A 14,628-nucleotide genomic window follows, 5' to 3' on the forward strand; every position below is an offset into this window, starting at 1 on the left:
TTTTAGAAAAATACTACAAAAAATAATTATTGATTCTGTTTTTTATTAGATTTGTTTCAACCAGTAACTAATAAAAATCAGACATGAATGGCAGAATAATTATTTTATTGATTTTTTTATGTTTTGCTTTAAACTCTTATGGACAAATAGAAGGCGTTCGTGTTACTTACACTAGAAATCCTGATAACAGCTGTGATTTTTATTATCAAAAAAGCAGTCCCGGAACTTACCATCTTATTGTAAAATTTGAATCACTTAAAAACACTGATAAATATTTTTATGAAGGAAATATTAAAGAAAACTCCGGATTTTTATTCAAACTAAAACCCATTAAACCAGAGAAAAAGATAAAATTTATTTGTGAGCCTTATTTCATAAAAGGAAATCCAAAACCTGATATTGATAAAAATTTCAAGTATTTATTACCTTTCAAGAAAGATGAAAATATTAGTATATGGTCAATTATGACTCTTATGAGCCAACTTGCTGAGGGCGATAATAATTATATCACACCTATTAATTATTCTGAATCCACTCAAAATCAAACAATACACGTTATGAGAAAAGGTATTGTTATTGAAATAGAAAATGAATACGATTTTGATCCCAAAAGTTTTGACATATTTTACGAAAAAAGAAATTCCATTATAATAGAGCATGAAGACGGAACTTATGCCAAATATGCAGGGTTTAAAAAAGATGCTATCAACGTAAAAATTGGGCAAACCGTTTTACCAACAGAGTATTTAGGAATTTTAGAAAAAAGTGTAGATAATCAATACCATCTTTTTTTTCAAATTTACTATAAAGCTTACATGAAAGATGTTTTTCCAGATAAAACAAAACATTTAGACCGACGAATTACAAAAAAATTAAACCCATTTTTCCAAACAAATAAAGGCTTGATTGCTTTAGATGATAAAATGTACAAATCCCAAGATTACACTGTAACTACTCCTGAAAACATTATCAAACAGGAGCTCACCAAAAAAGAATTAGAAGAAAGAGCCGAATTTCTAACCAAGAAAACTGCGATATCTAATTAGAAATTTAAAATATCCATTTTAAGAAAAATTATGATCAGATTATTTTACATTATTTACAATTCTTATTATAAACATGGAGAATACAAAGATGACATCCCTAATTTAACTGTTGGCGGAATATTTACAGTTTCATTTTATTGTGCTGAATTATCAATGATTAATCTAATCGGTTATATTGACCCCTCATACCAAAAAATGAAAATAAGTGGATTTAAAGGTTTCATTATTTCAATCACTAGCATTTTGATAGTTTATTTTCTTTTTTATCATAAGAAAAGATACCATAAAATATATGACCATTATAAAAATGATACTTTTTTAAATAGTAAAACAGCAAAATGCCTTGGTTTTATTATTATTGTTCTGACAATTATATCTCCGTTTATTTTAGCGATGCTACAAAATAAAATTCTTCATGGTTATTGGGTATAATTTCTATAAAAAATCACGTAAAGTCTACAAAACAAAAAAGCTCACTAATTCTCCACATTCTCCTTGTCTAAATCCAGCATCATATCTATAATTTCTGCCTGAGTTGAAATTCCTTTATCATGTAAATACCATAACTGCAATTCGGTTTTTATGGTTTCATCAAAAACTTTATGTTCTTTTCTGTAATTAGCAATAAGATCCGCAGCTCCTTTTGGTCTTGGTCCCCAATGCGCTAATGCAACCGAGGTTTTTTTATTGATAACAATCAGTTTAGGAATGGCTCTGCCTTTATTGGTTAGAAAATGATCCATTAATTCTAAATTATCATCTCTCAGAACAATTCTCATTTCAATTTTTCCATTCGAAGCATCAACCATTTTATCAAAAATGGGCAACAATTGCGCTGCATCACCACACCAGCCTTCAGAAATAACCAGCCAGATATACTCATTTTTCAATGAACCGAGACTGTTACTGTAATCATCTGAAAGTTTCATCGTTTTCTCTAAACGATTCATCCGGGTTTCGTTGAGACTGCTGTAATTTGTTAATTCTTCTGACTGTTCGTTTCCTGTAGATTTACCATCTTTTAATAAGTCGGTTATTAATTTTCTGTATTCTGAATAAGAGTAACTATTGAATAAGGCACGGGCAATGGACTGTATCATATTTTGCTAATGTTTTGAGTAAAGTTAAGCTAAATATAGTGAATGAAAAATGAAAAAAATCACTTCCTAATAACTAAAAAGTGTATTTTTATAAAAATTGCAAAAAGATGAACTTAAATTCAAAATCAATTGGACTGGCGCTTTCAGGCGGCGGAACAAAAGGTTTAGCCCATGCGGGTGCTATCAAATTTTTAGAAGAAAAAAACATCCGTCCTAATCAAATTGCAGGAACCAGTGCAGGTTCGATTGTGGGAGCCATGTATGCCTGGGGAAAAACACCTGAAGAAATTTTAAGCTTTTTCAAATCAATTTATTTATTTCACTGGAGACATATTACTTTTATTAAAGCAGGACTAATCGATTCAGAAGCTTTCAGAGATTATTTTCATGTGGTTTTTGAAGATGCCAGAATAAGTGATTTAAAAATCCCAACCCAAATCACTGCTACTGACATGATTAAAGGTAAGTTAAAAATATTTGAACCTGAAACCAGAATTGTTGACGCCTTAATTGCTTCCTGCTCTTTTCCGGGAATAATTTCACCCTATGAAATTAATGAAAATTATTATAGCGATGGTGGTATCTTAAATCATTTTCCCACTGATTTAATACGAGAAAGCTGCGACATGATTATTGGTGTATATGTAAGCCCGATAAACATGATCACGGCCAAAGATTTAAATTCCATCCGGGCAGTCACAACCAGAGCTTTTGATATCCTTTCTGAAAATTCCAACAGCACTAAATTTATGCAGTGTGACTGGATTATCCAGCCTAAGGAACTAAGCATCTACAGCACTTTTGAAACTAATAAAGTTAAAATGGATACTATTTTCAACCTGGGCTATCAGGCGGCAAAATACAGTTACGAAAACAAAATTTATAAAATTTAAGTCGTCCTATTTCAGAAAAAAAGAATATCCCTATATTTGCACCAATCAACGCAACAAAGACATGAAATACAAAAGAATTCTTCTAAAATTAAGCGGAGAAGCATTAATGGGAGAACGTCAATACGGAATAGATCCTGTAAGATTAGCTGAATATGCTGAAGAAATCAAAAAAGTTCACGACAAAGGTGTAGAAATTGCCATCGTAATAGGGGGAGGAAACATCTTTAGAGGCGTTGCAGGAGCCAGCAACGGAATGGACAGAGTGCAGGGAGATTATATGGGAATGCTTGCTACCGTGATTAACGGAATGGCTTTACAAGGTGCTCTGGAAGAAAAAGGCATGAAAACACGTCTGCAGACCGCCTTAAAGATGGAATCTATTGCTGAACCTTATATTAAAAGAAGAGCCGACCGTCATCTGGAAAAAGGAAGAATTGTAATTTTTGGTGCCGGAACGGGAAATCCATACTTCACTACTGACACAGCCGCTGTTTTACGTGGAATTGAAATCAATGCTGATGTAATCCTGAAAGGAACCCGCGTAGACGGAGTTTACGATTGTGATCCGGAGAAAAATGCTTCGGCAGTGAAATTTGACTACATATCTTTTGACGATGTAATCAAAAAAGGATTAAATGTAATGGATACTACAGCTTTTACATTAAGCCAGGAAAATAAACTACCTATTTTAATTTTTGATATGAACCAAAACGGAAACTTAGAAAAAATCTGCGATGGGGAAAATATTGGAACAGTAGTAAATATTTAATTAGCAGAAAGCAGTTTTCAGATAACAGAAAAATCCGGAATCTAAAATCTAAAATCTAAAAAAAATGACTGAAGAAATTGAATTTATATTAGATAGCACACAAGAATCTATGGAAGGTTCTATCGCTCATTTAGAAAAAGAATTTCTAAATATTCGTGCTGGAAAAGCTTCTCCTGCTATGTTAGGAAGTGTTTTTGTGGATTATTATGGCTCATCAACACCGTTAAACCAGGTTGCTAAAATAAGTGTTCCGGATGCCCGAACCATCACTTTACAGCCTTTTGAAAAAAACATGCTGCAAACTATTGAAAAAGCCATTATGGTGGCAAATCTTGGTTTTAATCCTATGAACAATGGAGACGTAATTATTATCAGCGTACCTCCTTTGACAGAAGACCGTCGTCGCGAACTGGCAAAACAAGCTAAAGCAGAAGCCGAAGATGCTAAAATCGGGATTAGAAATGCCCGAAAAGATGCCAATACGGATATTAAAAAACTGGAAAAAGAAGGAACATCAGAAGACATTTGTAAAAGTGCGGAAGAAGATGTTCAAAATCTGACCAATACCTATATCAAAAAAATAGATGAACTTCTTGTTTTAAAAGAAGCAGAAATTATGAAAGTCTGATTTACAAAAAAACAACTTTAAAAATCCGTTCCGATAGTTTATCAGGACGGATTTTTTATTATTACTTTTGCGATACCAAAACGGCTTTACAGGCGTTTTGATACAAATATCCCTTATGAAGCAGCTTTTCTTATTCCTTTTGTTCACGGTTTCGCTTCAGGCACAATTTCAAATCAACGGAATTGTAAAAGAATCTTTTTCTAATCAGGCATTAGCTTTTGCTACTATTACTACTAATAACGGCATCAGCAGTGTTACTGATGTAGATGGGAAATTTTCTGTTAGTTCGCTGAGCCCTATTACTTTTTTCACAGTTTCTTATATTGGTTATAATACCAATAAAACGACTGTTCAAAGAAACAATAGCTTTTATAACATCTCCCTGAAACAACAAACGGATCATTTAAACGAAGTTGTAATTAATCCCGAAAATGCGGCTTTATCTGTTATAACAAAAACAATTGCACTCAAAGACAACAATAATCCGCAAAAGAGACTGCCTCACTTTACGTATAAAACATACAACAAACTCATTGTTTCGGCAAATCCTGATTCTATTTCAGGGCAGATTGATTCTATTGTTGTTAAAAGAACTAAAAACGGCATATATTATAAAATTGACTCCACTAATTACAAATTTAAGAATACAGTAAGCACCCGGCATTTGTTTCAAACCGAAAAAGTATCCCAGTTTCAGTTTGACGACAACACCTTAAAAGAAACTATTTTAGGAACTAAAATGGCAGGCCTAAAACAGCCTTTATACGAAATCCTGTCTTTTAATCTGCAATCATTTTCTATTTATGATACTAAATACGAATTGTTTGAAACCAAATACATCAGTCCGATAGCCGATAATGCAGTAGAAGAATATCATTATAAATTACTGGACACCGTCACCATTAACGGTCGGAATTCCTATATGATTTATTTTAAAAATAAAAAGAAAAATAAGTCCAAAGGGCTTGAAGGTGTTTTATATATTGATCAGAACAGTTATGCTGTGGCAAAAGCTATCCTGCGGATTCGAGGCTTATTAAACATTAGCAGCAATCATGAATTTGAATATTTCCCGGATGAAAACATCTGGTTTCCTGTACATAAAAACTTCCGGATTATAAAAGGAAAAAATGACGATGACATCAGAATATTTGGAGGAACCATTCAGTTTGACGGCGATGTGGATGATTTTAAATCCCGAAAAAAGCAGCCTTCGGATTATATCTACCTGCATTCAGAAAGCTATAATTTTGACCTGGAAAAAAACAAAAAAACGGTTCTAAAAAATCCTTATTTTGCCGTAGAAATAGAACAAAATGCCTTTGATAAAACAGAACCTTTCTGGAATAAATATCGCAAAGACAGTATTGACAATCGTTCCAAGCAAACTTATATAGAATTAGACAGCATCGCATCCAGAAAAAAAATTGCCAGCAGAGTCCGTTTAGGCAAGAAAATTATCAATGGCTATTTACCCATTGGTATTTTTGACATGGATTTACGCAAAATTTTCAGTTATAACAACTACGAAGGATTCCGTTTAGGCTTAGGAGGTGTTACAAATGAACGTCTTTCGAAAAATTTCAGAGTAGAAGGTTATTATGCTTATGGTACTAAAGACGGAATATTTAAAGGTAGTCTGGGCGCAGCGGTAAGACTTGAAAAACAAACCAATTCCTGGCTTGGTTTTGCCTATACGGATGATGTCAGAGAAATTGCGAGCACTACTTTTTCAATCGAAAAAAAACCTTTTAAAATATACGATCCAAGACCCATTAACATCAGTACTTTTTATAATTATATAAGTTGGAAAGCCTATTTTGAAACCAGAAAAATTCCAAAAACAGAAAGCATCTGGGAAGTTAATCACAGCCTGATTGAACCTAAATTTAATTATGCTTTTCTTTATAACGGAAAATTACATACTTCATACACCATGACGACCGCAATGGTTTCTATACAATGGAGTCCGTTTAGTGATTTTATGCAAACCCCAACCGACCGGATTGAAACCGAAAAACGCTTCCCTAAATTCAGTTTTCAATACAGCCAGTCCTTAGGGAGATTATGGGATAATGATTTTAATTTCAGCAAATTTGATTTCAAAACTGAATATGAGAAGAAATACTTAAATGGGCAGAAAACCAGCTTGCTGCTTCAGGCGGGCTATGCTTTAGGCAACATTCCTATTACACATTTATACAATACTTCACCTAACAACATCACTAAAGAAACCATACTGGAAAGAATTACTTTTGGAGGTAAAAACAGTTTTGAAACGATGTTTTTCAATGAATTTTTCTCTAATAAATATGCTTTTTTCCAATTCAAACATGCTTTTAACCGTGTTACTTTATTTCAAAAAGTAAAACCTTCACTTGTGTTAGTGACTCGTGCAGCCTGGGGAAATTTAGATCATCCGGAGCAGCATGCCGGCCTGAATTTTAAAACGCTGAAAGATGGCTTTTTCGAATCGGGTATCGAATTGAATCAAATTTTCAACGGTCTGGGTTTAACCACTTTTTACCGTTATGGTCCTAATCAACTGCCAAAATTTGAAGACAATATTGCTATAAAACTAAGTTTTGTACTGAATTTAGGATTCTAATGATTCGAGACAAATTTTAATCCGATGATAGAAGCTATAAGTGTTATAATAAAAAAGATTCTCCAGAAAGTAGCGGGTTCTTTAAACACTAAAATTCCAACTAAAACAGTTCCTACAGCTCCTATTCCTGTCCAGACCGCATAAGCTGTACCAATAGGCAATTCCTGTGTCGCTTTATACAATAAAAACATACTTACTGTTAAACTCAGTAAAAAACCAATCATCCACCAGGCCGATTCCATTCCGGTCGTTTCTTTGGCCTTACCCAGACAGGAAGCAAAAGCTACTTCAAACAATCCGCCTATTATCAAGAAAATCCAACTCATCTTTTATGATTTTATAATTAAAACAGAAGAAACATTTACTAACCAGTCTGCTTCACTATCGATGATGCTTTTCCAGCTTTCTAAACTAATCAGCATCAGATCCTGCTGTTCAAAAAAAGTAGTATTCAAATCTGAATTTGTAATTACTGTTATATTGTTAGGGAATTTTTGCAACAAAGTAACAACTGTACTTTGAATCACAAAATTATTTTTCACAAAATCATTGCTGTCCAGAATATTGATTTTAGAATTGTTGTTTAAAATCATCTTCTGAACATAATCCATTAATATAGCATCATCTGATTTTAAAAGTGGTACAAAAACCTGATTTAATGCTTCAAAATCATTATCAATTAAAATTCCCAGTGGTTTTTTAGTTTTGGCCACGATTTGCCTTGTTCTTTCATCAAAGGGAGAATTTTCAAATAAGCCCTCCTTTCCTTTGAATTTATCCAGCAAGCGGTCGGGATTGATTATCCGGGTAGTAAAACCAATCACTTTTCCCAACAAACTCCCTTCAAAAATTGATTTTCCCAAACCTACTAAAAGCAAATCATAGTCGCCATTATTAGCTACATCGGCAATTTCATTTTCAATATCATTCGTCACTTTAAAAATAGAAAACAGTTTTACCCCTAACTGCTCAGACTCATCAAATATAGGTTCGAAACTTTCTTTTTCTATTTCTTCCATATTAAATGAATGCAATTCATCACTTTGACAAAGATGCATTGCCGTAATTACCGAAGCTGTTTTTTGTTTTTTGGTTAAACTATTAGCCAGACGCAGTAATGATTTGCCTTTTTCATTATTCCCAAACGAAATTAAAATCCGGTATTTATTTTCATCAACAACTTCTACGGACTCTGTTTCATTTTTATGCTTAAAAACAAAACCAAGTACATTTAGTGCAGGTCCGGTCATAAAAGTAGTAACCAATGCCATAATGACCATCATGGTGAAAACTTCCGGTGTCAGAACCTTTAATTCCAAACCGATGTTCAAAACAATCAGTTCCATTAAACCTCTGGTATTCATTAAAGCACCAATAGTTAAACTGTCATGCCAATTTTGCCCTACAAATCTCGCCGCAAAAGCACTTCCTAAAAACTTACCTATGACAGCCACTGCAATAATAGCTCCGGTCACTTTCCATAAATAAACATCATTAATTAAGCCCACCTGAGTATGCAGACCGGTAAAAACAAAAAATAACGGCAACAATAATATCACCGATACATCTTCTACTTTTTCAATAAATATCATTCGGAATTTAGCAATATCAGGCATTATAGCTCCCATCATAAAACCTCCGAAAAGCGCATGAATTCCTATTACTTCAGTGGCATAAGAGGAAAGAATCAGCAGCAACAGAAACAAAGCCATAACGGGTTTTCCGATATTTTCTTTTTCTGCATACAAATCTCCTATCCTTTTCAAAAAAGGTTTTACGATATAAAGCATGGTTAAAACATACAGTAAAGCCAGCGAAATTACATAAAGTGATCCCACAAAATCCCCCGCTTTTACAATGGCAATTACCACAGCCAGCAAACACCAGGCGGTTATATCATCGGCCGCAGCGCAGGTAATCACAATAGCACCCAAACGTGTTTTATGAATTCCGCGTTCCTGAACAATACGTGCCAGAACAGGAAATGCGGTAATACTCATCGCAATACCCATAAAGAGACTGAACGATAAAAACTCGACACCTTCCGGCGCAAACTGATTGTAGACAAAATATGACAGGCCAATTCCCATAGCAAAAGGAATTATAATACTGGCGTGACTGATAACAATGGCCTCACTAGCCTTATTTTTCAGGACTTTTACATCTAATTCCATTCCGATGACAAACATGAAAAGAATCAAACCTATCTGACTTAAAAACTTGAGGTTTCCTAAAGATTCTTCGGGAAATAATGCAGCTGAAAATTCCGGAAAATACATCCCTACCAGAGAAGGCCCCAGCACTATTCCGGCGATTATTTCTCCAATAACCGTAGGCTGACCGATTTTTTTAAAAAACCATCCAAAAATTCGTGCCGTTAAGATAATCATAACGATTTGTGCCAGTAAGATTGCCAGCGGATCTTTAAAATTATGCAGCATCGAATCTATAAAATCATTAAAAGAGTCATTTTGAATATGAACTGCAATATTTGACTTCTTTAATTCCAGTAATTTCCCTTTTTGGATGATCCAGTAAATCAATACCGAGAAGGCTCCCGTAACCCCAAAATAGAACAACGAATTTTTATATTTTTTCAAAACCATATCGCCACAATAATTGATTTAATTCCACACAAAGATGCTAAATTCTTTGATAGAATTTACACGGCTGATATTAATTTCAAAATAAAAAAACAGGCCTGATAAAACCCTAAAATTGATTTAAAATTTACAAAAAAATTACTCCTTTGCTATGGTTTTCACTACATTTGCAGCCATTTTAAAACTTTATGAAAAAGAAATTAAAAGTGGGATTTTGGGAATTTGTAGCCCGAATTGTACTTAAAAACCGTATTGCCATTTTAGGACTTATTTTTCTGATAACTTTATTTTTAGGTTTACAATGGAAAAATATCCGTTTTTCATTTACTGAAGCTAATTTACTTCCTGACAACAATATTATAAATAAAGAATACAATGCTTTTTTAAAAGAATTTGGAGAAGAAGGAAATTTAATTGTCGTAGGTGTAAAAGACGATGTTTTCTTTACCCCGAAAGTTTTTACTGCCTGGAATAAATTAATGCTGGATTTAAAATCGAACAAAGAAATTGATTTAGTAGTCTCAGTAAGTGATTTAAAGAAGCTGCAAAAAAACGAAGTGATAGAAAGTTTTGAGCTGGTTCCCTTTGTAGATCAGAGTAAAACGAAAGATCAGGCGTACCTGAACAGCCTTAAAAAAGATTTGTTTACCAAACTCCCTTTCTATGAGGGATTGCTTTTTAATAACAAAGAAACGGTTCGCTCAGCCATTTACATGGATAAAGAAATTGTAAATACTGCCGCCCGAAAAGATTATATTTTAAATGATTTTATTCCTAAAATTGAAGCATTTGAAAAAGAAACCGATGTAGACCTTCGTGTTTCGGGAATGCCTTACATCCGAACACTGAATGCCAAAAGTATAACTGATGAAATTAGTCTGTTCATAGGGGCTTCTCTGTTAATTACTTCATTGATATTCTTTTTCTTTTTCCGCTCTTTCCGTGCCACTTTAATTTCGATGCTCATTGTTATTACAGGGGTTATGTGGACTTTTGGATTACTGGGACTATTCCATTATGAAATTACAGTACTTACTGCTATTGTTCCCTCATTGGTTATTGTTATCGGAATCCCGAACTGTATTTTCCTGACTAACAAATACCAGCAGGAATTTCGTGCTCACGGAAACAAAGCACGTGCTTTACAACGGGTAATTACTAAGGTGGGAACAGCAACTTTAATGACTAATTTAACCACTGCCGCGGGTTTTGCTACTTTTATCATCACCCAAAGCGAATTATTAAAAGAATTTGGTATTGTTTCTTCGTTAAGTATTATTGCTTTATTCTTTTTATGCCTGATTGTAATTCCTATTTATTACAGCTACCAGCCGGTTCCTAAGGACAAACATTTAGAACACCTGAGCCGGAATTACACCAAAGTTTTTATTTCCTGGATAGAAAAAATGGTCCGCTACAACCGCAGATATGTCTATGCTGTGGCGATATTTTTATTTCTTATAAGCTGTATCGGTGCTTTAAAAATTCAGACATCGGGAAGTTTAATAGAAGACATGCCGAAAAACACCGGTTTTTTTAAAGACATTTTGTTTTTCGAAAAAGAATTCAATGGTGTCATGCCTTTAGAAATTACTATTGATACCCAACGCAAAAAAGGGGTAATGAAACTTTCGACCATGAGAAAAATGGACGAATTTCAAAAAACCATTGAAGAAATCCCTGAATTATCCAAGCCAATTTCGATTCTTAATCTGGTTAAATATTCTAAGCAGGCCTATTATAATGGAAATCCGGAATATTATGATTTGCCGACTTCGCAGGAACAAAGTTTCATTTTAGGCTATGCTAAAAACGGAACTAAAAATTCCCAAGAAAACATCATGAAAAGTTATGTGGACAGCACGGGACAAGTAGCCCGTATTACCACTTTTATGAAAGACATCGGCACCGGAAACATGGCTAAAATCGAAGACAGACTCTGGGCTAAAATCAATACTATCTTCCCTAAAGACCGCTATAAAGTTTCCATGACCGGAAAAGCGCTGGTTTTTGAAAAAGGAACCAAATATTTACTGGATAATCTGGTAAGTTCTATCCTTTTTGCTATATTTTTAATTTCACTGTTAATGGTTTTCATGTTCCGTTCCTTCAAAATGGTGGTGGTTTCTTTAATCCCCAATTTACTTCCGTTGATGATTACTGCCGGATTAATGGGGTATTTTGGAATTCCGTTAAAACCTTCCACTATATTGGTTTTTAGTATTGCATTCGGACTTTCAGTAGATGATACGATTCACTTTTTAGCACAGTACCGTCAGGAATTAACAAACAACAACTGGAAGATAAAAAAATCTGTTTTTGCCACAATTAAGGAATCCGGAATCAGTATGTTCTATACTTCGGTAGTACTTTTTGCGGGGTTTTCTGTCTTCATGCTTTCTGATTTTGGAGGAACAGTTGCCCTTGGCGGATTAATCGCTATTACCCTTGCTTTTGGAATGTTGTCTAATTTAATGTTACTGCCTTGTCTGGTGTTAACACTGAACAAATCACTGGCAAATGAACAGGAATTTATTGAACCTAAAATTGATGTTTTAGATCATTTAGACGAACCGGAAGACAACTAAAAAGAGTTTAAGATAATTTTATTTCATCAGGTGGAGTCCAGTAACCACAAAAAAAAACGGGGCGAAATCGAAAAGCCTGACGAGTAGAAACAAAAAAAAAAAAAATTAAAATGCTTATAGACCAACAGGTAACTCTTGTAAACAAATACATTGATAAAACAATAGACTTTGGTTTTGAATACGCACCTAAACTGCTTGGAGGAATTATAGTTCTCGTAATTGGTTTATGGGCAACCAGAATAATTACTAAAGCAGTGGGAAACTCTCTGGAGAAATCAAGAATTGATCATTCTTTAATTCCATTCTTAAAAAGCTTAACCAATATTGTACTTAAAGCATTAGTAGCTATCACGGTAATGGGAATGATTGGCATTCAGATGACTTCTTTTGTAGCTATTCTGGGAGCTGCCGGTTTAGCGGTAGGTATGGCATTATCAGGAACCCTTCAGAATTTTGCCGGAGGTGTTATTATTTTAATTCTAAAACCTTTCCGGTTAGGTGATTTTATCGAAGCTCAGGGATTTACAGGAACAGTAAAAGAAATTACTATTTTCTCTACCATGCTGAATACTCCTGATAAAAAATTAGTCATCATCCCTAACGGACCGCTTTCCACAGGTGCTTTAATCAATTATTCTGCCGAACCTACACGAAGAGTAGACTGGACATTTGGGATTGCGTATGGAGATGATACTGAAAATTTTAAAAGAGCCATCAATGATTTCATTGCACAGGATGAACGAATTTTAAAAGATCCTGCGCCTTTTATGGGACTTTCTGCACTGGCGGACAGTTCGGTGAATTTTACCGTAAGAGTATGGGTAGATGGTCCGGATTACTGGAATGTGTTTTTTGATATGAATGAAAAAGTATACAACAAATTTGCCGATTACAACCTCAACATTCCGTTTCCTCAAATGGATATGCATTTTATTAAAGAGAAATAGTTTTTTCAAAATACGATCAGAAGTCCCGTTTTCAACAGAAGGCGGAATTTTTTATGTAAAATAGTTTTTTCTTACAAAGGAAGTTTAGAATTATTATATTTGGAATAGCTTAAACTATAAACCAATTCCAAAATGACCAAAACTTTATCCCTGTTTATTGTATTCTTTAACCTTGTTTGTCAGGCACAAAACACCAGCAACGAAGACAAAGTATACACCACAAATGAAAATGACTCAATTAATATTTGTCCTTTTCCTAAAAACTGTGGTTACTACAAAGGCGAATTTATATATGATGGAGTAACCAAAATAGCAAATGGTAAGGGCAAAGCTAATTTTCATGGCAATATTGCCGAAGGCAATTGGAAAAACAATCGACTGGATGGATACGGATCTTATGAAGTTAAAAATGGATTTAAATATATTGGCAATTTTAAAGATGGCCAGTTTTTCGGGCAAGGCTCAATAATTTATAATATTGGCAACAAATATGTTGGTGAATGGAAAGACAACAAATTCTACGGACAAGGTGTTTTTTACACATCAGATGGCACTAAATATGCTGGCAAATGGAGTTCTGGCATAGGTAATGACTTAGGATTTGTTATTTTTATTAAAAACTCAATGTATACTGGCACTAAATATAATGGTAAAGGAACCAGAATAAACCAAAATGGTGATGTTTATACCGGTGATTTTAAAGAGGGAAAACCAAATGGTCAAGGAACTAGAAAATACCCAAATGGAGCTGTTTACACCGGTCAATTTAAAGAGGGAAAACCAAATGGTCAAGGAATAGAAACTTATACAGATGGCTGGAAATATAGTGGTCAATGGAAAGAAAGTAAATTTGATGGCTTAGGGACAACTACAAATGCTGTTACAAGAGAAAATTATACTGGTTATTGGAAGGACGGAAAGCATAACGGCAAAGGAACTTACATTGATACGAAACAAAAATACATTGGGGAATTTAAAAACTCCCAAATGAACGGACAAGGAACAATTTCATACGAAAACAAAGAAAAATATTCCGGAGAATGGAAAGAAGGCTATCGGGCAGGACAAGGAACCTACAGCTGGCCTAACGGAGACAGTTATATCGGTCATTTTGAAAAAAATAAACGCACAGGTCAAGGAACTATGTATTATGCCAATGGAGAAAAATTTGTGGGAGAATGGAAAAACAACAATGAATTTAACGGCATTCTTTATAAAAAAGACGGAACAACAAAATCCAATTATAATAATGGAGTTCTAATCGAATAATGAGCTACAATTTCATCAAAAAACAGCTTCTTTTTTTATAAAAAACAAAAACAAACTTGGCAATATCAATAATTAGACAATACTTCATTAACAAACAAACAGTTGTGTGAAAAAAAGTTATTTTTACTAAAAATCGTATCTAATAAAAGACCTGTAATTTATTAAATATTCGTTTTT

The 14,628-nt window shown here is 33.9% G+C and carries 11 protein-coding genes; 8 read left to right on the plus strand and 3 right to left on the minus strand.

The features are described from left to right. Positions 1 to 83 precede the first annotated feature (83 nt). Positions 84 to 1,046, plus strand: coding sequence for a peptidoglycan DD-metalloendopeptidase family protein (locus ABS764_RS03005; protein ID WP_408079839.1), 963 nt, complete (start codon positions 84 to 86; stop codon positions 1,044 to 1,046). Positions 1,047 to 1,522: 476 nt separating this feature from the next. Here ABS764_RS03005 and ABS764_RS03010 read toward each other — a convergent pair whose 3' ends face one another. Continuing rightward, complete coding sequence (locus ABS764_RS03010; protein WP_408079840.1) at positions 1,523 to 2,146, minus strand: thioredoxin family protein; 624 nt, start codon at positions 2,144 to 2,146, stop codon at positions 1,523 to 1,525. 107 nt (positions 2,147 to 2,253) lie between these two features. Between ABS764_RS03010 and ABS764_RS03015 the strand changes: the two genes are divergently transcribed. The 4 genes from ABS764_RS03015 to ABS764_RS03030 all read left to right on the plus strand — a co-directional run bounded on the left by ABS764_RS03015 (position 2,254) and on the right by ABS764_RS03030 (position 7,044). After that, complete coding sequence (locus ABS764_RS03015; RefSeq protein ID WP_408079841.1) at positions 2,254 to 3,039, plus strand: patatin-like phospholipase family protein; 786 nt, start codon at positions 2,254 to 2,256, stop codon at positions 3,037 to 3,039. Between the two features lie 61 nt (positions 3,040 to 3,100). Next, the gene (gene pyrH, locus ABS764_RS03020; protein WP_408079843.1) at positions 3,101 to 3,808 is read left to right on the plus strand and encodes a UMP kinase; all 708 of its coding nucleotides are present in this window, start codon (positions 3,101 to 3,103) and stop codon (positions 3,806 to 3,808) included. Between the two features lie 64 nt (positions 3,809 to 3,872). After that, entirely contained in the window at positions 3,873 to 4,436 is a 564-nt protein-coding gene (gene frr / locus ABS764_RS03025; RefSeq protein ID WP_408079845.1) for a ribosome recycling factor, read from the plus strand. Positions 4,437 to 4,551: 115 nt separating this feature from the next. Then, the gene (locus tag ABS764_RS03030; protein ID WP_408079847.1) at positions 4,552 to 7,044 is read left to right on the plus strand and encodes a DUF5686 family protein; all 2,493 of its coding nucleotides are present in this window, start codon (positions 4,552 to 4,554) and stop codon (positions 7,042 to 7,044) included. On the opposite strand, the gene ABS764_RS03035 is transcribed toward ABS764_RS03030, so the two are convergent. Both ABS764_RS03035 and ABS764_RS03040 read right to left on the minus strand, forming a co-directional pair. Beyond that, complete coding sequence (locus tag ABS764_RS03035) at positions 7,041 to 7,370, minus strand: DMT family transporter (RefSeq protein ID WP_408079851.1); 330 nt, start codon at positions 7,368 to 7,370, stop codon at positions 7,041 to 7,043. The genes ABS764_RS03030 and ABS764_RS03035 overlap by 4 nt on opposite strands. A gap of 3 nt (positions 7,371 to 7,373) precedes the next feature. Continuing rightward, positions 7,374 to 9,644, minus strand: coding sequence for a cation:proton antiporter domain-containing protein (locus ABS764_RS03040; protein ID WP_408080738.1), 2,271 nt, complete (start codon positions 9,642 to 9,644; stop codon positions 7,374 to 7,376). Between the two features lie 191 nt (positions 9,645 to 9,835). On the opposite strand from ABS764_RS03040, the gene ABS764_RS03045 reads away from it, so the two are divergent. The 3 genes from ABS764_RS03045 to ABS764_RS03055 all read left to right on the plus strand — a co-directional run bounded on the left by ABS764_RS03045 (position 9,836) and on the right by ABS764_RS03055 (position 14,451). Beyond that, positions 9,836 to 12,235: an efflux RND transporter permease subunit gene (locus ABS764_RS03045; RefSeq protein WP_408079853.1), complete on the plus strand. Its 2,400-nt coding sequence runs from the start codon at positions 9,836 to 9,838 to the stop codon at positions 12,233 to 12,235. Between the two features lie 110 nt (positions 12,236 to 12,345). Beyond that, entirely contained in the window at positions 12,346 to 13,182 is an 837-nt protein-coding gene (locus ABS764_RS03050) for a mechanosensitive ion channel family protein (RefSeq protein ID WP_408079854.1), read from the plus strand. 132 nt (positions 13,183 to 13,314) lie between these two features. Then, a complete protein-coding gene (locus tag ABS764_RS03055; RefSeq protein ID WP_408079856.1) occupies positions 13,315 to 14,451 on the plus strand; it encodes an MORN repeat-containing protein in 1,137 nt (378 codons plus the stop codon). Positions 14,452 to 14,628: the final 177 nt, after the last annotated feature.

This window comes from Flavobacterium plantiphilum (assembly GCF_046000495.1).
Lineage (GTDB): Bacteria > Bacteroidota > Bacteroidia > Flavobacteriales > Flavobacteriaceae > Flavobacterium > Flavobacterium plantiphilum.

What these genes read in the sequence shown, in the direction of transcription:
- frr (WP_408079845.1), top strand. Translation starts at nt 3,873, where the DNA reads ATGACTGAAGAAATTGAATTTATATTAGATAGCACACAAGAATCTATG.
- ABS764_RS03005 (WP_408079839.1), top strand. Translation starts at nt 84, where the DNA reads ATGAATGGCAGAATAATTATTTTATTGATTTTTTTATGTTTTGCTTTA.
- ABS764_RS03015 (WP_408079841.1), top strand. Translation starts at nt 2,254, where the DNA reads ATGAACTTAAATTCAAAATCAATTGGACTGGCGCTTTCAGGCGGCGGA.
- ABS764_RS03030 (WP_408079847.1), top strand. Translation starts at nt 4,552, where the DNA reads ATGAAGCAGCTTTTCTTATTCCTTTTGTTCACGGTTTCGCTTCAGGCA.
- ABS764_RS03035 (WP_408079851.1), bottom strand. Translation starts at nt 7,370, where the DNA reads ATGAGTTGGATTTTCTTGATAATAGGCGGATTGTTTGAAGTAGCTTTT.
- ABS764_RS03055 (WP_408079856.1), top strand. Translation starts at nt 13,315, where the DNA reads ATGACCAAAACTTTATCCCTGTTTATTGTATTCTTTAACCTTGTTTGT.
- ABS764_RS03045 (WP_408079853.1), top strand. Translation starts at nt 9,836, where the DNA reads ATGAAAAAGAAATTAAAAGTGGGATTTTGGGAATTTGTAGCCCGAATT.
- ABS764_RS03050 (WP_408079854.1), top strand. Translation starts at nt 12,346, where the DNA reads ATGCTTATAGACCAACAGGTAACTCTTGTAAACAAATACATTGATAAA.
- pyrH (WP_408079843.1), top strand. Translation starts at nt 3,101, where the DNA reads ATGAAATACAAAAGAATTCTTCTAAAATTAAGCGGAGAAGCATTAATG.
- ABS764_RS03010 (WP_408079840.1), bottom strand. Translation starts at nt 2,146, where the DNA reads ATGATACAGTCCATTGCCCGTGCCTTATTCAATAGTTACTCTTATTCA.